At 62.0% G+C, this 18,905-nt stretch carries 17 protein-coding genes; 7 read left to right on the top strand and 10 right to left on the bottom strand.

What is annotated here, in order from left to right; genetic code table 11:
- Nucleotides 1–260 precede the first annotated feature (260 nt).
- Complete coding sequence (locus KIT79_09885) at nucleotides 261–1,439, top strand: acetyl-CoA C-acetyltransferase (GenBank protein MCW5829610.1); 1,179 nt, start codon at nucleotides 261–263, stop codon at nucleotides 1,437–1,439.
- Nucleotides 1,440–1,521: 82 nt separating this feature from the next.
- Here the strand turns inward: KIT79_09885 and KIT79_09880 are convergent, their stop codons facing one another.
- The 6 genes from KIT79_09880 to KIT79_09855 all read right to left on the bottom strand — a co-directional run bounded on the left by KIT79_09880 (nucleotide 1,522) and on the right by KIT79_09855 (nucleotide 8,038).
- Complete coding sequence (locus tag KIT79_09880) at nucleotides 1,522–2,718, bottom strand: acyl-CoA/acyl-ACP dehydrogenase (protein MCW5829609.1); 1,197 nt, start codon at nucleotides 2,716–2,718, stop codon at nucleotides 1,522–1,524.
- Nucleotides 2,719–2,811: 93 nt separating this feature from the next.
- A complete protein-coding gene (locus KIT79_09875) occupies nucleotides 2,812–4,356 on the bottom strand; it encodes a GMC family oxidoreductase (GenBank protein MCW5829608.1) in 1,545 nt (514 codons plus the stop codon).
- The gene (locus tag KIT79_09870; GenBank protein ID MCW5829607.1) at nucleotides 4,356–4,985 is read right to left on the bottom strand and encodes a gluconate 2-dehydrogenase subunit 3 family protein; all 630 of its coding nucleotides are present in this window, start codon (nucleotides 4,983–4,985) and stop codon (nucleotides 4,356–4,358) included. Before KIT79_09870 ends, KIT79_09875 begins: the two co-directional genes overlap by 1 nt.
- 48 nt (nucleotides 4,986–5,033) lie before the next feature.
- Nucleotides 5,034–6,353: a hypothetical protein gene (locus KIT79_09865; protein MCW5829606.1), complete on the bottom strand. Its 1,320-nt coding sequence runs from the start codon at nucleotides 6,351–6,353 to the stop codon at nucleotides 5,034–5,036.
- 79 nt (nucleotides 6,354–6,432) lie between these two features.
- A complete protein-coding gene (locus KIT79_09860; protein MCW5829605.1) occupies nucleotides 6,433–7,344 on the bottom strand; it encodes an alpha/beta hydrolase in 912 nt (303 codons plus the stop codon).
- 40 nt (nucleotides 7,345–7,384) lie between these two features.
- A complete protein-coding gene (locus KIT79_09855) occupies nucleotides 7,385–8,038 on the bottom strand; it encodes a class I SAM-dependent methyltransferase (GenBank protein ID MCW5829604.1) in 654 nt (217 codons plus the stop codon).
- Nucleotides 8,039–8,206: 168 nt separating this feature from the next.
- On the opposite strand from KIT79_09855, the gene ccrA reads away from it, so the two are divergent.
- Both ccrA and KIT79_09845 read left to right on the top strand, forming a co-directional pair.
- Complete coding sequence (gene ccrA / locus KIT79_09850; protein ID MCW5829603.1) at nucleotides 8,207–9,412, top strand: crotonyl-CoA carboxylase/reductase; 1,206 nt, start codon at nucleotides 8,207–8,209, stop codon at nucleotides 9,410–9,412.
- A gap of 132 nt (nucleotides 9,413–9,544) precedes the next feature.
- Nucleotides 9,545–10,381, top strand: a complete 837-nt coding sequence (locus KIT79_09845; GenBank protein ID MCW5829602.1) for a tetratricopeptide repeat protein — start codon at nucleotides 9,545–9,547, stop codon at nucleotides 10,379–10,381.
- A gap of 5 nt (nucleotides 10,382–10,386) precedes the next feature.
- Here the strand turns inward: KIT79_09845 and KIT79_09840 are convergent, their stop codons facing one another.
- Nucleotides 10,387–11,538, bottom strand: coding sequence for an acyl-CoA dehydrogenase family protein (locus tag KIT79_09840; protein MCW5829601.1), 1,152 nt, complete (start codon nucleotides 11,536–11,538; stop codon nucleotides 10,387–10,389).
- 233 nt (nucleotides 11,539–11,771) lie between these two features.
- On the opposite strand from KIT79_09840, the gene KIT79_09835 reads away from it, so the two are divergent.
- Genes KIT79_09835 through KIT79_09820 form a run of 4 tightly spaced genes read left to right on the top strand, consistent with a single transcriptional unit; the run spans nucleotide 11,772 to nucleotide 14,913 of the window.
- Nucleotides 11,772–13,295, top strand: coding sequence for an aldehyde dehydrogenase family protein (locus KIT79_09835; GenBank protein ID MCW5829600.1), 1,524 nt, complete (start codon nucleotides 11,772–11,774; stop codon nucleotides 13,293–13,295).
- Nucleotides 13,296–13,355: 60 nt separating this feature from the next.
- On the top strand, nucleotides 13,356–13,919 hold the full coding sequence (locus tag KIT79_09830; protein MCW5829599.1) for an NUDIX domain-containing protein: 564 nt from the start codon (nucleotides 13,356–13,358) through the stop codon (nucleotides 13,917–13,919).
- Nucleotides 13,916–14,365, top strand: a complete 450-nt coding sequence (locus tag KIT79_09825) for a hypothetical protein (protein ID MCW5829598.1) — start codon at nucleotides 13,916–13,918, stop codon at nucleotides 14,363–14,365. The genes KIT79_09830 and KIT79_09825 overlap by 4 nt, the downstream gene beginning before the upstream one ends.
- A 59-nt stretch (nucleotides 14,366–14,424) precedes the next feature.
- Nucleotides 14,425–14,913 carry a hypothetical protein gene (locus KIT79_09820; protein MCW5829597.1) on the top strand — a complete coding sequence of 163 codons (489 nt, stop codon included), beginning with the start codon at nucleotides 14,425–14,427 and terminating at the stop codon, nucleotides 14,911–14,913.
- Here KIT79_09820 and KIT79_09815 read toward each other — a convergent pair.
- The 3 genes from KIT79_09815 to KIT79_09805 all read right to left on the bottom strand — a co-directional run bounded on the left by KIT79_09815 (nucleotide 14,903) and on the right by KIT79_09805 (nucleotide 18,748).
- On the bottom strand, nucleotides 14,903–16,030 hold the full coding sequence (locus KIT79_09815) for a hypothetical protein (GenBank protein MCW5829596.1): 1,128 nt from the start codon (nucleotides 16,028–16,030) through the stop codon (nucleotides 14,903–14,905). The genes KIT79_09820 and KIT79_09815 overlap by 11 nt on opposite strands.
- The gene (locus KIT79_09810; protein ID MCW5829595.1) at nucleotides 16,018–16,431 is read right to left on the bottom strand and encodes a hypothetical protein; all 414 of its coding nucleotides are present in this window, start codon (nucleotides 16,429–16,431) and stop codon (nucleotides 16,018–16,020) included. The genes KIT79_09815 and KIT79_09810 overlap by 13 nt, the downstream gene beginning before the upstream one ends.
- Before the next feature lie 112 nt (nucleotides 16,432–16,543).
- Nucleotides 16,544–18,748: a bifunctional (p)ppGpp synthetase/guanosine-3',5'-bis(diphosphate) 3'-pyrophosphohydrolase gene (locus tag KIT79_09805; protein ID MCW5829594.1), complete on the bottom strand. Its 2,205-nt coding sequence runs from the start codon at nucleotides 18,746–18,748 to the stop codon at nucleotides 16,544–16,546.
- Between the last annotated feature and the right edge of the window lie 157 nt (nucleotides 18,749–18,905).

The following is an 18,905-nucleotide window of genomic DNA, read 5'->3' as shown; positions in this document are numbered from 1 at the left end:
CAGGCAGGGCGGCCACGGCTGAACACGGCTCACCACGCCTCACCACGGATGAGGCGCGGCTGGCCGGATCAGGCAAATATTAAAAACACCCTGTTTTCATTGGGTTTTTTGGGGATTTTACCGGCCCGGTCGCGTTGCCAGCCGGCGTCAGGGCGTGATAACCGCTCTGGCGTGGCCGGTTCGTCCGGCCTGATCCCGGTCAGGTTCTAATCAAGGCCGCCCGGGCACCACACATCCACACGAAAGGCTCGATAACAGTTATGGAATCCACCGTCATCGTCTCCGCCGCCCGCACACCGATGGGCTCGTTTCTGGGCTCCCTGAAGGACGTCCCGGCCAGCCAGCTTGGCGCTGCCGCCATCAAGGAGGCTGTTCGCCGTGCCGGGGTCGAGGCCGCCCAGGTCGAGGAAGTGGTCATGGGCAACGTGCTGATGGCAGGTCAGGGACAGGCCCCGGCCCGTCAGGCGACGATTCACGCGGGGCTTCCCCTGGGAACCTATGCCCATACGATCAACAAGATGTGCGGTTCCGGCATGAAGGCCGTCATGCTGGCTGACCAGGCGATCCGCGTTGGCGACCGCAGTGTCATGGTCGCGGGCGGAATGGAATCGATGAGCCAGGCGCCGATGCTGCTCGCCAAGGCCCGCGAGGGTTACCGCATGGGCCATGCCCAGATGATCGACTCGATGATCCACGACGGGTTGTGGGACGCCTACAACAACAAGCACATGGGAAGCTGTGCCGAGCTGTGCGCGACGAAGTACGACTTCGGCCGCGCCGCACAGGACCAGTTCGCCGCCGACAGCTACCGCAAGGCGCAGACCTCGGTGAAGAGCGGCAGGTTCAAGCGGGAGATCGTCGAGGTGAGCGTCCCGCAGCGCAAGGGCGACCCGGTCATCGTGAGCGAGGACGAGGAGCCCGGCCGCGGCGACATTGACAAGCTGGGCGGACTGCGGGCGGCGTTCGAGAAGAACGGCACTATCACGGCTGGCAACGCCAGCACCATCAACGATGGCGCCGCCGCGCTGGTCCTGATGGGCGAAAAGCGCGCCAGGGAACTGGGCATGAAGCCGCTGGCCCGCATCGTGGGACAGGCCGAGGCCTCGCTGGACCCCGAGTGGTTCACGATGGGACCGGCTGCGGCCTGTGAAAACCTGCTGAAGAAGATCAGCTGGAAGAAAGAGGACGTTGACCTCTGGGAACTGAACGAGGCGTTCTCCATCGTCGGGCTGGCCAACGTGAAAAAGCTCGGCATTGACCCGGCGAGGGTCAATATCCGCGGCGGCGCGGTGGCCCTCGGCCACCCGATCGGGGCTTCCGGCGCCCGGATCATCGTGACACTGATCCATGCCCTCCAGGACGAGAAGAAGAAGCGCGGCGTTGCTTCGCTCTGCATCGGCGGCGGGGAAGGCGTGGCCGTGGCGATTGAAATGATCTGAAAGCTGTAGCCGCCAAGATGAAACGGGCCGCCCAAAGGGCGGCCCGTTTCCGTCTGTGCCGGTAATCCGCGGCCGGAGGCGGTCAGTAGCTGCGCGGCAGGCCCAGGATATGCTCGCTCACGAACGAGAGGATCATCTCCTTCGAGACAGGCGCCGTTCGCATCAGGCGCATCCCGGTCCAGTGGTGGATGACGCCGTATTCCTCGGAGAATCCGTATCCGCCCATGGTCTGAATGGCCCGGTCTGCCGCCTTGATGGCAATTTCGGCGGCCAGGTATTTGGCGTAGTTGGCATAGGTGCCGACCTCGGTAGCCGGGAGCTTGGCGTCATAGGCCCAGGCCGCCTTGTAGGTCATGAGACGCATCGCTTCCGCCTCGATCTTGATCTCGGCCAGCGGGTGCTGGATTCCCTGGTAGGCCCCGATCGGCTTGCCGCCGAACACGCTCCTCTCCTTGGCGTATTTCACTGCCCGTGAGAGGAGGTAATCAATGGAGCCCGATGCCGAAAATCCTGCCAGGATGCGTTCGGGGTTCAGCGCCTCGAACATAGGGAGAAAGCCCTGGTCGTGCTGGCCCACGAGGCTGCGGGCCGGAAGGCGCACATTATCGAGGAACAGCGTGAACTGGTTCATTCCCTCGATGCCGTGGGTGGGGATTTTCCGCTTTTCCAGTCCCTTGATGTTCGTCGGAACGATAAAGAGGCCAAAACCATGGGTCTTGGGCAGGTTCTTTGCCTTGAGATCCTCGTACGGCGTCGTTCGCGTCACGAGCAGCATGTAGTCGGCCACGTCGGCACCGGTAATAAAGGTCTTCTGGCCGTTGATGACGTAGTCGTCGCCATCCTTCTTCGCGTGCGTGGTGATCCGGAAGGTGTTGGAACCCGCGTCCGGCTCGGTAATGGCAAAGCAGAACTTGAGCTTTCCGCTGGCGATCTGCGGCAGGTACTCCTTTTTCATCTCCTCGGAGCCGTGCCGGAGGATGCAGAGCGCGTCCATCGGCGTCAGCACGAACAGGACATTGCCCAGGCCGTGCGAGGTCATGGTCTCCATCGCCACGCCCATCGCCGTGATGCCGATATCGGTACCGCCATAGGCTTCGGGCACCAGCGCGCCGAGAAATCCCGCCTCGGCGGCGGCGTCCCACAGCTCCTGCGGAAACCGGCGGTTGACATGAATGTCGTGCCGCATCTGCTCGATCACGGGATCGAACTTTCGGACCATCTTTTCGGCCGAGGCGCGGATCTGCTTGAGTTCGTCGGGCATGGTGAAATCGAGCGGCATGTGTCGGACTCCCTTCCATGCTGAATGAACAGTCATTCAGCGGAACGGATTATCTAGCGCGGCTCATCTGGTGCCGCAAGGAGCCGGGGAGATTTACACCGCCGCAATGACGTGCTGGCTGGCCCACGATGACAGGCCGTAGATGGAGAGCTGCGGGTTGACGCCCAGCGAGGTGGGGAACACCGATCCGTCGATAATGAACAGGTTGTCGAACTCATGGTGCTTCAGCCGGGAATCGACCACCGAAACCTTCGGATCCTTGCCCATGATACAGCCGCCCATCTGGTGCGCGGTGAAACATTTGACCCGGTTGGGCTCATAGGGTGCCGAATCCAGTTTCGACAGCTCGGATGTCGACCTGATCTTTACCCCGCGAGTATGGAACGACTGGGTATAGGCCGCTCCGGCGGCAAGCTGGATCTCGACGACCCGCTTGTTTCCCTCGCGGAGCATTTCCGACAGGCGCGGCGTCCACTTGTAGTCGATTTTCGGATGGCCGCCGTCCTTCAGCGTCACAGTGGCGCCCTCGTCCAGATCCTTGTCGTCGAAACCGTCAATACCGATCGCGACGGTCGCGTTCATCCGGTACAGGGCGTCCATGATCTCCTGCAGATCCTTGCCGATGCCGGGGGAGGCCGATCCGCCGAAGACAGGGAAGATCGGGGCCGCTTCGATGAAGAATCCCATTTTGTCCGGCCCGCGATCCTGGAAGTAGTGCGATGCCACTGACTGCGGCGCGCCGTAAAAGGGCTCGATCGGGTCGTCGAATATGGCGGCCGAGGCGATAACCGGATGCAGGAAGGTGCGCTTCCCGACCCGGCCGTTGCGGTTGCCCAGCTTCGACCTGAGGAGCAGGGCGGGGTTGTTGATGGCCCCCCCGGAGAGCACCGTCACCTTCGACCGGACCGTAATCGTCCGGCTGGTGGTCCGGTTTCCGTCCGGGTGCATGGCAACACCGTTCACCTTCGATATCCGGCTTCCCTCGGACTCGATGGTCTGGACACGGACGTTCGCATAGACATCCGCGCCATGGTCCACGGCCTCGGGGATCATGGTTACCAGCATCGACTGCTTGGCATCCAAGGGACAGCCCATGCCGCAGTACCCGAGTGAGGCGCAGTCGCGGACGTTGCGTTTCAGGAGGTGGGGCTCCCATCCGAGCTTCGTCGCGCCGTCCCAGAGCACCCGGTTGTTCCGGTTCATGAAATCCAGCGGGACTTCGCGGATATTGAGGCGTTCCTCCACCCGTTCCCAGTGTGGGACGAGGGCATCGTAGGTGAGGTTCTCGACGCCGAACCGGCCGGCCCAGTAGTCCATGACCGGCTTCGGCGTCCGGAAGCTCGTTGTCCAGTTGACTGTCGTCGTTCCGCCGACAGAGCGGCCCTGAAGGATGGAGATGGAGAGATCGGCTGTCGCCCGGTTGGCGTGTTCCTGGTAGAGATGATGGAACATCTCCGCTTCGTCCATGTTGAAATCGTCGCTGGTGTAGTAGCCGCCTTCTTCCAGAACGATCACCCGCTTGCCGGCGGCCGCGAGCCGCGCCGCCACATGGGCACCGCCTGCTCCCGATCCCACGATGCAGACGTCGCATTCCAGCGAGAGGTCTTTCTCCAGTTCCGTGCCCCGGTAAATGGCCATCAGCGGGGTTCCTCCGGGGCCGGAGCCTCGCGGGCGGCAGCTTCCCGTTTCTGGCGTATCGCTTCGCGATATCCGCTCACGTCCGGCGGACCGTTGTAACCAGTCCGTTCCCAGATGGAAGGCTGGATGTAGTACATCGCGCCAGCTAGCCGCTTCAGGGCTTCAAAAGCGGTGCGACGGAAGGGGACTCCCGAATCTCCCCACGCCATGAAAGCCTCGGCCTGTTTGGCCGGGGAAAGCTGCGTGAACGGCTTCAGGCGGCCGTCGAACAGGAAACCGGCGAGCGCGCTATCGAACAGATTGAGAAGGATCTTGAACTCTTTCTGGACGGCAACATCCAGTTTGGCCAGCTGCCGGTCGGCCGTGCGGGCGACGTCGAGGTCGGTCGCATTCGGAACACCCTCGGCACGCGGCGGACAGACAATATCCGCCACTGCTGCGAAGATGGCGTATTCCTTTGGTGTGAAGACCATCAGGCCATCCTTGGGGAGATCGCGCAAAACAGTCTGACGGAGCGCGAGGGCGACTCCGCCCGCGGCAACGGCGGCAGTCCCAATGGCGCCCACCTTGAGAAAGCTGCGCCGGGGTATTCCCGCCGCTCCCGGCCCGGGTGTCTCTGTTCCGCTCATAACCTGATGAACGGATCATGGACGGCCGAAGGGGATTTCATCAAGGGGCTATCGGGCGGGTTCAGCAATGGTCTTGATGGGGCTGTTGAAAGCCTGATACCAGCCGGCACCGCCATCTTCAGGAAAGCCGGGGAGGGTCACGAACCGTCCAAAAAACCAGTAACTGCCGCTCCTGATCTGTTCCCAGCCGGTCAGGTGGAACCCGGCAGACGGCAGGCCGCCCACGACGTTTTCTGGCGGGTTGGCATAGGTGGCGTCGTCCACGAAATCGGCCCGGAACTTGAGCTGCAGGTTTGGCGAGGTGTCCATCATCATCAGCGCGTTTGCTCCCCGGCCGGTAATGAAAAACCAGTGTTCGGCGCCAAGGTTGAGCTGCTTTTCCTCGTCCTGTGTGATGCCATCAATGACGGCCCCCTGCGGATTGGCGACAGTGACAAAGGTCGTGCCGCGCAGGTCACGGAAATCGACGATGAAGAACATCTCCTGGCTCGACATGAGCGCCGTGAGGGACCTGGGGAGCGTGAATGATACCCGCGCATCCCATAGCCGGTCATACTGGGTAGTTTCGACCGTGACGGGAATTGTGAACCCCGGCACCGGAGTCAGGACAACATTCACCAGCCGGCTCACACGGAGCGGACCGGCGCGGTACCCGTAAAGCGTGGATTTCAGGTGGTCCTCGTTCAGGCGGATCGTGATGAGGTCGGCCACGGCCCGGCTGATGATCCGGACCTTCAGCCGGTCGATGATGTTGGCCTTTTCCAGCCCCCGGATCTGGGAGATCACCAGGTGGTCAAAAATCGCCGCGTTCTTCGGGTCATAGCCAAATTCGAAAAAGGGGCTGGAAGTCCGGTCGCGCACAGGATCGTGGCGGACATAAACCGGAACGGGTGGCTTCCGGGCGGCATTGACGAGAACGTAAATATAGCGCGGCGGATTGAAATACTCGCTCTCAATCCTGACCGGGATTACCTTCTCCGCAATTCCCTCTGGCAGCGTTTCGCAGCCCGGCGTGATTTCGCGGAACATGAACACGATCTCGTCATTGTCGTCGAATATGCCCGGCTGCTCGTCCGGCTTGACGGAGGGATGCGGCTGGCCCGGAACGATATACCCGTCCGCATTGCGTTCATCGATCTGGAACGGAAGGGCGGCGAGGCTGTTTTGCACGCACCGTGCGAGCGAGATGGATTCGATTGGCAGCCCGGTAACACCGGACACCTGCTTCCCAGTAATGACGACCGGGCGGGGTGAAAGGCTGGTTGCAGGTATCGACTGGCGGCTCTGGGCAGCGGCTGGACCCACCCCGGCGACGATTGTCAGGACCAGTAGTTTGCAAAGGTTCGAGATTCCGTTCCGTTCCCGCATTCCACCTAAACTAGACAGAATTACGGGCTGGTTTCCAATCTGACCTCAGAAAAATAATGGTGTCTTTATGACGCAGAAGTCAGTCCACCGCCACGGGAGCCTGCGAACTGTCAACCTGGCCGAGAAACTCCCGAACGGCTCGGATGTAGTGCGGCCCCGAAAAGACCGTATCGTTATGACGGGCATGGGCAATTTCCACGAAACGCTTGGGCTCGGGGGCGGACTCATACAGTTTCTGGCCCATGCGGAACGGGACGATTTCATCCCGCCGTCCGTGAATGATCAGCACCGGGCATCTGACGTTCCGGATTTTCGCCAGTGAATCCATCTTCGTGCGGATCAGGAATCGGGGAACGAAGGGCAGGAGTTCCCTGGCCATGTCTGGAATTGACGTGAATGTGGACTGGAGAAACAGCCCCGCAGGCCGCACTCTGGTGGCGAGTTCCACCGCCGGACCGCCACCCAGACTCTTGCCGAACAGGATGATCCGTTCGGCCGGAACCCCAAGCGGGCCGGTCAAATGGTTCCAGGCTGCCTCGGCATCGAGATAAAGCCCCTTTTCGCCGGGTTTGCCCTCGCTTCGGCCGTACCCCCGGTAATCCACGGCCAGCACCGCAGCCCCCAGCTCCACGAAACTGAGCATGATGCCATGCCGGTCGGCGATGCTTCCGGCGTTTCCGTGGAAATAGAGGATAGTCAGCGGATTGTCCGGCGCAGGTGTGGCCCCACCGGTTTGACGCGATTCGGGACGGGCGTACCAGGCATGGATTTTCACTCCATCGGCGGTGGTGATCCACTGGTCTGACGCGGAGGTGGCCCACGGGCCTGCCGGGAACCTGCGCCCGGCAAGATCCCACATTCCGTCTGGGTAACGGCTCGGGAAGTAAATCAGCGCATCTTCAAACGGCACGGCATGGACTCCGCGGGGCGCGGCCAGAGCCGCCAGCAGCATGGCTGCCAGCAGGATGCTACATGACCGGGCGCGCTTCATGTGACTGAAGTGTGGCGGGATGCCGGACAGGGGGCAATTGTCAGGCCCGGCGGCCCATCGCCCGGATCATGGGGAGCCCATCGGCCGGGGCCACCTGGATCGATTCGAAGGGCAGGTCTTTCAGGAGCCGGGCCAGTTCCGGCGCGCTGAGGCCGTTCCGGACGACGATCAGCTTGAACGGGAGCACCATCAGTGGCTTGCCGGTCTGCCGGATGAAACGCCATGCGTCAGGCCACCTTGCGTCCCGGTCGATTTCGCACATCCACAGGATACCGCCGGGTTTCAGCACCCGGGCGATCTCTTGCAGTCCTTTCGTGCGGTCCCGCCAGTGCTTGATCGAGTTGTGGCTGACAAGGAGGTCCGCGCTCGCATCCGGCAGCGGAATATTTTCCGCCGATCCCTCGATGAATCTCACTCCCGGCGCGGGGGTGGCGTTGGCCCGCTTCAGCATGGGCGTGGAGGGTTCGATGCCCGTGACTTCCGCCTGGGGGAACTGCCGGGCGAGCCTGTGCGTCAGCACCCCCGGCCCGGAGCCGAGGTCTACGATCGATCCAGGGGCAAAACTGCCGCCGCCCAGCCGGGTGATCTCCTTCACTGTCAGGTCGAACAGCGGCTCCAGGGCCCTGCGGGCCACGAGGTCATACTGCCGGGCCGATGTTTCATCGAACGCGCCTTGGAGGGAGAAGAGGGGCATCGGGGAGAATGTGTCATGCGGGTGCCGCAGTGGGAATACGTGGAGTTTTATTGGGAGGAACACCCTCCTTGATTTGCCGTCCCGGTGGTGGGTAATGGGCAGGGGCCGAACCGGGGTTCGGCAAACTCAAAAACCAGTCCGGAATTCTCTTCAAGGTGGTAATCCCGCATGGAAACCTTCGATATCGGAACCGTCCCCTCCAAGATCGGCGAACTGCCGAAGAAGATGCACGCCTATGTGATTCGCCCGGAGCGCGAGAGCGAACCCAAGACTGCCTTCCAGCGGGAGCTGATTGACGTGCCGGAAATCGGGGCCAACGAGGTGCTCGTCCTCGTGATGGCTGCCGGTATCAACTACAACAACGTGTGGGCGGCACTCGGAAAGCCCATTTCCATCATCAAGGCCCGCAAGGACACCTTCCACATCGGCGGTTCCGATGCCGCTGGAATCGTCTGGAAGGTCGGCTCCGAGGTGAAGCTCTGGAAGCCCGGCGATGAGGTGGTCATTCACTGCAACCAGTCCTGCGGCCAGTGCCCAGCCTGCAACGGCCGCGACCCGATGGCCTGCGAGCAGCAGCAGATCTGGGGATACGAGACGAACTGGGGCAGCTTCGCCCAGTTTACCAAGGTCCAGTCACAGCAGCTTCTCCCGAAGCCAAAACACCTTACCTGGACCGATGCGGCGAGTTACGCGCTGACCTACTGCACGGCCTACCGGATGCTCATTACCCGGGCAAAGATACAGGCCGGCGACTGGGTACTCGTGTGGGGGGCCGCCGGGGGCCTTGGTATTTTCGCCATACAGCTCTGCAAGCTCTACGGCGCGAACGCCATTGGCGTGGTGTCTAGCGATGCCAAGGGTGAGATGGTGAAGAAGCTGGGCGCCGTTGGTTACATCAACCGCAAGCAGTTCAAGTTCCCGCAGGGAATTGCCACGACGCCAGAAGCCAAGAAGGATGAGATCACGATGATGCGCGCCTTCGGCAAGGCCGTGCGCGAAATCACCGGCGGTCAGGACGTGGACGTGGTGTTCGAGCATGTGGGCGCTGAGACGTTCTCCACGTCGGTGTTCGTCGCCAAAAAGTTTGGCAAAATCGTGATTTGCGGCGCCACGAGCGGTTTCGAGCTGAACTTCGACGTTCGGTATCTCTGGATGCGCCAGAAGGAAATCCTGGGCTCACACTTCGCCAATGCCTATGAATGCCACCGGGCAAATCAGCTCATCATGGAAAAGAAAATTGTTCCGGTCGTGGACGATGTGTTCGACTTCGACAAGATTCCGCATGTCCATCAGCTTATGTACGAAAACAAGCATCAGGGTAAGATGGTGGTGCTGGTCGGCGCGACGGACAGCAAGAGCGGAAAGCAGGCATAAGCAGGGAAGGGCGGCGGAGCCCGGCTGCTGACCCTACGTTTGGGCGCAAATAACGCGGCAACCGGTGACAGATCCCCGGTTTCGTGACTAGACCATTGCAGTTCCGACCTGGAACGTGGTGCCCGAAAGCCGATGTTCGTCCATCCCGCCCTCGACAAGTTCACGAAGCTGGCCCGGCAGGAACACCCGGAGCCATCGCTTTTCGAGCTGTCGCTGCTGCTGGCCGAAGGGCTCGGCTGCCAGTTCGATCCGGATAGTTGCCGGGCCGGAATGGACCGGCTGGAAAAAGGCCTCCGCGAACGGTTGGGCAATACGTCCGAGCCCCTGCTCCAGCTCCGCATACTCGCCCGGTATCTGGCTGGAGAGGAAAAGTTCAGCGGCAACCGCGAGCGCTACTACGAAACCGACAACAGCTTTCTCCCCCGTGTTCTGGAAACCCGGCAGGGCATTCCCATTTCGCTATCAATCATCTCGATCGAGCTCGGACGGCGTATGGGGCTAGCCATCAGGGGTGTGGGCCTGCCGGGACACTTCGTATGCAGCCATGAGGCGGCTGGCCGCATTTTCTATTTCGATCCGTTCCATGGATGGAAAACGATTACCCGCGACGAATGTGTAAATCTCGTCCAGCGGCTGTTCGGGCCCGGCTTCGAGGTGACGGACGACTGCTTCCGGCCGTGGAGCAATCGCCTCATCATCGAACGCTCGCTCCGTAACCTGAAAGGCGTGTACCTTTCACGGGGCGACCTGGAGTCGGCCCTGAAGGCGGTCGAGTTCATTCTCGCCGCGATGCCTGATCAGGGAAACGAAATTCGCGACCGGGGCCTGCTGCGCGCCCGGCTCGGCAAATATGGCCTCGCTTACGAAGACCTGCTCCGGTATCTGGAGCTTTCGCCCGGCGCCCCCGACCTGCCGCAGATCCAGCGGGAACTGGTCCGCGTGAAAAGGCAGATGGAGACGGTGAACTGACCGTCCTATATCCCCAGCGCCTTGGCGATGATCTCCTTCATGATCTCCTGGGTGCCGCCGCCAATGGGAATAAGGCGTACGTCGCGGGAGATACGTTCCACCAGTGTCTCGCGCATGTACCCCATGCCACCGAAGATCTGGACCGCCTCGTAGCAGACTTCCTGCGCTATCTCGGCGGCGAAGTTCTTTGCCATGGAGACCTCGCGAACGATGTATTCGCCCTTCTGCATCCTGTCGGCGCACTGGTAGGTGATGGATTTCGCAGTAAATACCCGGGTCGCCATGTCGGCCAGCTTGTGGCGCGTCACCTGGAAACCGGCGAGGGTCTTGCCGAACGCCTTGCGTTCTCTCGCATAGGAAAAGGCCTCGTCGAAGGCTATCTCGGCCAGTGCATAGGCTTGCACGGCGAGCGAGATCCGCTCGCCCTGGAAGTTCTTCATGAGCTGGACGAAACCGGTGCCTTCGGCGCCGAGGCGGTTCGCCACCGGAACACGTACATTGTCGAATGAGAGCTCTCCGGTATCTGACGCCCGCCAGCCGGTCTTCTTCAGGGACCGCGAGACGGTGAAGCCAGGCATGCCCTTTTCGACGAGGAAAAAGGTAAGGCCACCATGCGGATCGGGACCCGTCCGGGCCAGCACAGATACGTAGTCGGCCCGGACGCCGGAGGTGATGAATATCTTCGCGCCGTTAAGGACATAATGGTCGCCGTCTCTTTCAGCTTTCGTCTGGATCCCGGCCACGTCGCTGCCAGTACCTGGCTCGGTGATCGCCAGGGCGGATATCTTGTCGCCGGCGAGCACGGGTGGGATGAAGCGCTTTTTCTGCTCCTCAGTTCCCAGATACAGGATGGGAGGCAGGCCGATGCCGAGGGAGCCCAGCCCCACAACGACTCCGGTGCTTCCACCCCGAAGCAGTTCCTCGGTCATCACGATGCTGTGGAAAATATCGCCGCCCCCGCCACCGTACTGTTCCGGCAGCATCGCGCCCAGAAGACCTGCCTTGGCGGCTTTACGGTACAGCTCGCGGTCGAAGGTCTCCGCTTCTTCCCACTCGTAGGCGTGGGGAGCGATCTCTTCCTTGGCAAAGCGGGCGCAGGTGGCCCGGAACTGGCGATGAGAATCGTTGAAGTAACGGTCAAAAAAACTGCTGTCCATGTGCGTCTGTCCTCCCGGATTGGCTGCTGCGGGGCGGTGCGAGGTTAAGCCGCTTCCATGGAAAAGGGCAAAGCGAAAGGCACCTGCTGAGGCTGATTCAGCCATAGAAATCCCCTGATGATAAGGGCCTGCGGCTGCGGGGAGAGCCTGGTTGCCGCCTTATGGCGGGCGGGCTATTGCGTCAGGCTGGGACTGGCGATGGGGCTGGCCCGCCGCTGCGGAGGAGAAGACTCATGGCAAAGGTGATCGAGGTTTTCGAGAAGGCCACAGGGAACAGGCTGGGTGAGGTTCCCGCCCGGACCGTGGAAGAATGCCGCGAGGCGGTAAAGCGCGCACGCTCGGCACAGAAGATCTGGGCGAAAAAGTCCTACGAGGACCGGGGCCGGATCATGCTCCGGTTCCGGGATGCACTGCTCGACCGGATTGACGAGACGGCAAGGCTCCTGTCTCAGGAAAACGGCAAGACGCTCCAGGAATCGGTGATGATGGAGATCATGCCGATTGCCGATCTGGCAACCTATTTCGCCAGGAATGCCGGACGCATCCTGAGTCCGAAGAAGATTCCGCTTCACCTGTTTCTCCACCGGGCATCCTATGTCCATTACAAGCCGCGAGGGGTGCTGCTTCTCATCAGCCCGTGGAACTTCCCGTTCACGATCCCGACGGGCGAGGTGATCATGGCACTCATGGCGGGTAATGCCGTGGTCCACAAGCCGGCATCGCTCACGCCGCTCATCGCGCTCCATACGCGCAAGCTGTTCGATGAAGCCGGACTGCCGCCGGATATCTACCAGGTCGTCACGGCTCCGGGCCGCACGGCCATGGAGATGGTCGGGATGGGCGTGGACTTCGTCTCGTTTACCGGTTCCACCGAGACCGGCAAGGCCATCGCCGCGGAAGCGGGGAAATACCTGATCGAGACGACGATGGAACTGGGGGGCAAGGATCCGGCGATCGTCTGCGAAGACGCCAACCTCAATCAGGCGGCGAACTCGATCGTGTTCGGCGCCCTGGCCAATTCGGGCCAGGTCTGCGCTTCCATTGAACGGGTCTACGCGGTGGGCAAGACATACGAACCTCTCGTCGAGAAAATCGTCGAGCGCGTGAAACGTCTCCGGCAGGGGAACCCGCTGGACGAGGTGGACGTGGGGGCCATGACCGACGAGGGGCAGCTCAAGATCATCGAGCAGCAGGTGGACCGTGCCCGTGAGCAGGGTGCCGTGATCCACACCGGTGGCAAGCGTCCTGACGGTCCCGGCCTGTTCTATCCCCCGACCGTTCTCACGAACGTAACCGAGACAATGGACGTGATCGCCGAGGAGACCTTCGGACCGGTCATACCGGTTATGCGGGTGGAAAGCATCGACGAGGCCATCGAGAGGTCGAACAACTCCCGTTATGGACTGGACGCCTATGTGTTTACCCGTGACCGCAAGCGTGGGCGGCAGATTGCCGAACGCCTCGATGCGGGCACCGTGCAGGTGAATGACTGGCTCCCGACCCACGCGGCACCGGAAACGCCGTGGGGCGGCGTCAAGGAGTCAGGCATTGGCCGGGTGCATGGGGATGACGGCTTGCGGCACCTGTGCGAGGCCTATCACGTGAACTATGACCGGACACCCATGCCCGACCGGCTGCCGATCTCCTACCCGTATTCGAAGCAGGCATACCGGATGATCTCCGGGGCGACGAAGGCACTATACGCTTCGTCACTGACCGATCGGGTCCGTGCGGTGCGGGATCTCTTCGGAGCCTGACCGGCAGCCTTTTCTATGAACGGCGTCAAGGCAGCCAGAGAGATGGCCGGGAGGCCGTATGTGTCCGGGCTCCTGGAACTGCTGGCGGGTTATCGGCCGGCCCATCCGGCCGAGGAACGTTCCCTGGAACGTATCCTTGATCTTCTGGCAGGCGTGGACCAGCCATTCTCAAGAGATACATATGCTCCTGGCCATATCACGGCGAGCGCGTTTCTCGTTGATCGCAGCGGACGCGGGACGGTTCTCCTTCATCATGTGAAACTGGGGATATGGGTTCAGCCGGGCGGGCATCTGGAACCGGGCGATGCCGGTCCGGCTGAAGGTGCGCTTCGTGAGGCTGCCGAAGAGACAGGCCTGGCCGGACTCGAACTGGCAGCGGATGCGCCCCGGCCGTTCGATCTGGATGTGCACGACATTCCGGCACGCGGTAGCGAGCCGGCTCACGCACATCACGACCTGCGTTATCTGGTCATGGGCGACATGAGAGTTCCGGTTTCCGCTCCTGACGGGGAAGCCCCGCGCGTGCGGTGGTTCTCGTGGGACGAGGCATTTGAACTTCCTCTGGATTCCAATCTGAGACTGGGACTGGAAAAGGCCCGCCTGTATGTGGCGAAAGCACGATGAGCGACAGCACAAAGTCCAATCCGAATAGCGGTGTGGCGCGGTGGATTTTTGTCCCGATCGTGCTCGCCTCGCTGCTTGTGGCCTGGTTCGGATACCGGAATATCTATCTGCGCCGGGTAGCCGCCTCCTATGTCGGTAACGATGTCTTCTATGCCGGAGGACCGCAGGGCGTCATTCCCGAATGCGGCCCAGATGGACGTTTTGCTGGCCTCAAGACAGCTGCCGAGACCGGTCCAGCGGGTACCGTGATCGACCGGGGCGCGCCGCTCCTCGTCATTCGCAACCAGCCGGACAGTGCGGACTGGTTCCTCGTCCGTACCCGTGATGGCCAGGAGGGCTTTGTTCACAGGGCCTGTGTCTTCCGGTCCGCGGAAATGGCCTGTGCAAATCCCCGTGGCGTTGACGGTTTCTGCTGGGCGAGAACGGGACTCCCCCCGCGTCAGTAATGAACGCCTGCCGGGCTTGTGCAATCTGGCTTTTGCTGATACCTGCCTGCGCGGCGTTGGTGCCGACGTACCCGTCACTGTGCCGGGATGTCCCCTGCTTTGACCGGTCGCCGTATCCTGGCGGAAAAATCCGCCGGACGGGCGGGTTCGCCCCGGCAGCAGGGGGCGAAAGCACGAGGCTTTGCGATGCGGATGGTGCTGTCGAGTGTGGGCTCCACAGGGATCTCTGGTTCGAGGTTGAGCCGCTGTCCGGCTTTGCCGGTCCGGTATTCAGGGTGGATCACTATGTTTCGGGTATTGCCTGCCGGACTGAAAAGGATCTGGAGTGGCGGCTGCTGACGGACCGGGATGGGCCGTTATTGCCTGCCGGAATCGATCCTGAGCCGGCAGAGGCACCGGCCGCCGATGATGCTCGCCACTGTGGGAGGTGGATCATCCGGTTCCCGGGGGCGGACACCCTGAGTGCGGATACCGTTCTGGAGGCCACGGACGTGCCTACCGGCAGAGCGGTCCGTTTTTTCTGGACCGGGGCGGAGCTTACGCGGTAACAGGCGCGTTGCCTTTGGCTGGCACCGGTTGTTCCATGGCGAGAACAGCCCGGACAGATACCAGCGCCATTACCGGTGCGATCTGGGACATCAGCCGGTAGAGCGTCACCGGCACCTGTTCCCCCGTCGGCCAAGGTGATACCTGGAATGCGCCCAGGAGGCAGAGGAGAAACAGCCCGGTAGTCGCCATGATGGCCCGGTTCATCCGGTCGAGTTGGCCCCTCCGCCATGCAAAACCGGCCGCCAGAATCGTGATCCAGATGGGTATTGAGGCGCGGTCGGGCCGGAGCAGCAGTTCGGCCAGCATCTGTCCGGCATGGGTCAGCCACCGGCCGATATCAAACAGCCCGGCTCCCGTCACGAGGCGGTAGAAATAGGGTTCGGTGGCCTCGGCGCTCCATTCCATGGTCATGCGGAGCCAGGGGGCCGCCACTGCCACGGCAAAAATCCCGCAGCCGGCGGTGGTCTGCATTCCCCGGCTCAGCCATTCCCGGTCACTGCCACCGAGAGTCATGCCGATTGGAATAAAGGCGATGGCCCACATGAGCCCGTCGAATTTTGTGGCGGCAGCCAGCCCCAGCGTTGCCGACCCGGCGGCGAGATAGAGGAGCCGGAGCTGGCCGGTTTCAGCCCTCACGGAGCAGACGGCCGATACCAGGACCAGAAACCCGACAAGAATATCGGCGGTGCCGCTCCGTATGCAGGATTCATGAATCAGGTGATAGGCCGGTGTCAGTCCCCATGCGGCCACTACGAGCAACGATACGGGCGACTGGCGGGCATGCCACCAGAGGACATACAGGGTCGCCGCGAACGCGCAGATACAGATCCAGGCGAGGATGGACGGAGACCAGTATCCGAGAAGGGTGGCCGCCTCGACCGCCAGCAGCGGCAGCAGGGCAGGGTAGTCGGCATGCGGTATCAGGAAATCCGGATTGTGGAGTTCGTCGGCATGGGTTCCGCGCTCGAACAGCACGTGTGCCTTGAACGCCCAGATCACGCGGCCGTCGTAGGAGGCGAGCGGCAGCCGGGCGGCCGACCACGTGTGGATTGCCACCAGAGCAAGAACAAGCGCAAGGCCGGTCCCGGCGAGAAGCCGCATGTTCAGCCGGCGCATTCGTTGATCACTCCCGGCGCGGTTTCAGTCTGGCGCTCCTTGCGGCAGTCGGTGACAGTCCGGCGGTATACAGGCCGTGGGTAGAGGAGCGCGGCCGTGAGGTAACGGGGTACATTGCGCTCGGCAGTGGCGCTTTCCTCGGGATAGATCCAGTGAAACTCCCGCACTCCCTCATTCCGGCTGATGCTGAACTGGTCGAACCGGCTCCGTTCGCGCGCGTCCAGCCCCCGGAAATGCCATTCGACTTCGGCTTCAGCGGGAGGCATACCCGCATAAGTCTCCACCAGCCGGATTTCCCTTTGAAAGACCCAGTATGTTTCGGCGGCTCCGCCCATTACTACTGCCAGAAGCAGCAAAATCAGCGGAAGCGGCAGCGAATCTGGCGGCGTTGAGGGGCTCATGGGGTCTCCACGCCGGGCTCCCTTACATCCGGGATTCGCGACGTCGATTCAGGACACAAAAGGCTTGATGGAGATATGCCATATCGGCGGTCCGGGTGCGAGGGAAAGACGGTCAGGCGCTGGGGCGGGCCGCAGGGGAATCGGACCGGGAGTTCATGTCGACCCGGTGGATCTGCAGCACTCCCTTGATCTTTCTCAGTTCCTTGGTGACGTTCTGGAGTTGCTGGAGATTCTGGACTTCCAGGTCGAATGTGGCGACGGCCTTCTTCTCGATCGTCGTGAACACTTCGCACCTGTTCAGGTTAACCCCGAGATTCGCAATGGTCTGGGTAAAAAGGGCCAGCATGCCGGGCTTGTCCACGCAGACTACCTCTATACGCACCGGACGGGTGGGCCGCGCTCCGTCGGCCCATTCGACGGCGATCTTGCGTTCCGGAATCATCTCATAGACCGCCTCGCAGTCGGACCGGTGGACGGTGATCCCGCGGCCGCGGGTGATGAAGCCGGTGATCTTGTCGCCGGGCAGCGGCGAACAGCACTTGGCGTACCGGACCAGCACATCGTCGTGCCCCTGCACGCGCACACCGCGAGCCTTGGCTTCGGCTGTCCCGCCGACAGTCCGGAAGGCATTGAACAGCTTTTTGAACGAGTTCTCGGCTGGCCGGGGCGCCGGCCGCTTGTCGGGCGGTAGCAGGTGCTCGACAACGCGGGGTGCGCCGATCGTGTCGTAGCTGATGGCGATGAGCAGCTTGTCCGCATCCCTGAACCCCAGCTTGTCGGCTGTCCGGGCCAATTCGGCCTTGTCCATGGACTGGAGCGGAATCCCGTGCTTCTGGAGTTCACGGTCCAGAATGTCACGGCCGATCTCGATTGCACGGCTCCGCTCCTCGGTCCGGAAATACTCGCGCAGTTTTGACCGTGCCCGGGCGGTCTTGACCACCTGGAGCCAGTCCTTCGAGGGCCGGTGGTTCTGACGCGTCTGCACGGTCACGATGTCGCCGTCGCGGAGGGGGGTTTCGAGCGTCACGATGGCGCCATTCACCTTGGCCCCGATGCACTGCAGCCCCACGTCCGTATGGATCGAGAACGCGAAGTCGATCGGCGTCGCTCCCTTGGGGAGCATGCGGACGTCACCCTTGGGAGTGAATACGTAAACCTCGTCGGGAAACAGGTCGAACTTGAGCGACTCCATGAACTCACCGGAGTCGGAAATGTCCTTGCCCGCCTCGACCATGTTGCGGAGCCACGAGAACTGTGCCGCCGCCGCGCCCGCCTGCGCGGTGCCGCCTTCCTTGTAGAGCCAGTGCGCGGCGACACCGTGTTCGGCAACCTGGTGCATCTGCTGGGTGCGGATCTGGATCTCGACTGGCTGCCCGCCGGGCGTGATGAGTGTCGTGTGCAGCGACTGGTAAAGGTTCGGTTTCGGAAGCGCGATGTAGTCCTTCAACCGTCCAGGCACCGGTGTATACAGGGAATGGACGATACCCAGGGTTTCGTAGCATTCGCGTACGGTGGTCACGATGGTCCGGATGGCGATGATGTCGTAGATCTCGTCAAGGTCCACGCGGCTGTCGTGCATTTTCCGGAAGATTGAGTACAGGTGCTTGGCCCGGCCGTAAACATCGGCGGTGATATTGGACTCAGTCAGCTTGGCACGAACCTGTTCGGCCACCCGGTCCACGATTTTGGAGCGTTCCTTCTGCTTGGCCTCGACCTGGGTCTTCAGCTCCGCGTAGACCTCCGGCATCATCACCTTGAACGAGAGGTCCTCCAGCTCTGACTTGATCCACTGGATACCCAGCCGGCTGGCGATCGGCGCGTAGATGTCGATGGTTTCTTCGGCCACCCGGATGCGCTTTTCGGGCTGGAGGAAGTCGATGGTCCGCATGTTGTGGAGCCGGTCGCACAGCTTGACCAGGATGATCCGCAGGTCCTTGCTCATCGCCATGACCATCTTGCGGAAGCTTTCGGCCTGGCGTTCCTCGCGGTTACGGAACTGGACCTTGGCGAGCTTGGTCACGCCGTCGACGAGATAGGCCACCTCCTCGCCAAACATTTCCCGTATCTCGTCAATGGTGGCGAGGGTGTCTTCCACGGTGTCGTGCAGCAATCCCGTGGCAATGGTCGGTATATCGAAATGGAGATCCGCCAGCAGGCCGGCTACTTCAACCGGATGGGTCAGGTACGGCTCACCGGACGCCCGGACCTGGCCCTTGTGAACCTTGGCCGTAAAAATGTACGCCCGCTGGAGCAGGGAGATGTCGGCCTTTGGATGGTAGGCCTGAACCTTCTCCACGATGTCATTGAACCTGAGCACGGCGTCCTGTCCCCGCGCACACCGGCCGGGGCTCCGCAACGTCCCAATTCCATAGGGAAATCACGGCCAACTACCAATATAACGCATGTACAGGTGCCGGACCACGGGTGCGAAAAGGCGATGGGCGGCCTTCCGGCAGGAATATGCTACGGTGCCG

This window comes from Deltaproteobacteria bacterium (genome assembly GCA_026129095.1).
Lineage (GTDB): Bacteria > JAGRBM01 > JAGRBM01 > JAGRBM01 > JAHCIT01 > JAHCIT01.
Note: the sequence above shows the minus strand (reverse complement) of the source record. Positions and strands in the feature narration are given on the sequence as shown.

Excerpts from the sequence above, each read along its gene's own strand:
- KIT79_09885 (MCW5829610.1), top strand. The coding sequence starts at position 261 with ATGGAATCCACCGTCATCGTCTCCGCCGCCCGCACACCGATGGGCTCG.
- KIT79_09880 (MCW5829609.1), bottom strand. The coding sequence starts at position 2,718 with ATGCCGCTCGATTTCACCATGCCCGACGAACTCAAGCAGATCCGCGCC.
- KIT79_09875 (MCW5829608.1), bottom strand. The coding sequence starts at position 4,356 with ATGGCCATTTACCGGGGCACGGAACTGGAGAAAGACCTCTCGCTGGAA.
- KIT79_09870 (MCW5829607.1), bottom strand. The coding sequence starts at position 4,985 with ATGAGCGGAACAGAGACACCCGGGCCGGGAGCGGCGGGAATACCCCGG.
- KIT79_09865 (MCW5829606.1), bottom strand. The coding sequence starts at position 6,353 with ATGCGGGAACGGAACGGAATCTCGAACCTTTGCAAACTACTGGTCCTG.
- KIT79_09860 (MCW5829605.1), bottom strand. The coding sequence starts at position 7,344 with ATGAAGCGCGCCCGGTCATGTAGCATCCTGCTGGCAGCCATGCTGCTG.
- KIT79_09855 (MCW5829604.1), bottom strand. The coding sequence starts at position 8,038 with ATGCCCCTCTTCTCCCTCCAAGGCGCGTTCGATGAAACATCGGCCCGG.
- ccrA (MCW5829603.1), top strand. The coding sequence starts at position 8,207 with ATGGAAACCTTCGATATCGGAACCGTCCCCTCCAAGATCGGCGAACTG.
- KIT79_09845 (MCW5829602.1), top strand. The coding sequence starts at position 9,545 with ATGTTCGTCCATCCCGCCCTCGACAAGTTCACGAAGCTGGCCCGGCAG.
- KIT79_09840 (MCW5829601.1), bottom strand. The coding sequence starts at position 11,538 with ATGGACAGCAGTTTTTTTGACCGTTACTTCAACGATTCTCATCGCCAG.
- KIT79_09835 (MCW5829600.1), top strand. The coding sequence starts at position 11,772 with ATGGCAAAGGTGATCGAGGTTTTCGAGAAGGCCACAGGGAACAGGCTG.
- KIT79_09825 (MCW5829598.1), top strand. The coding sequence starts at position 13,916 with ATGAGCGACAGCACAAAGTCCAATCCGAATAGCGGTGTGGCGCGGTGG.
- KIT79_09815 (MCW5829596.1), bottom strand. The coding sequence starts at position 16,030 with ATGCGCCGGCTGAACATGCGGCTTCTCGCCGGGACCGGCCTTGCGCTT.
- KIT79_09810 (MCW5829595.1), bottom strand. The coding sequence starts at position 16,431 with ATGAGCCCCTCAACGCCGCCAGATTCGCTGCCGCTTCCGCTGATTTTG.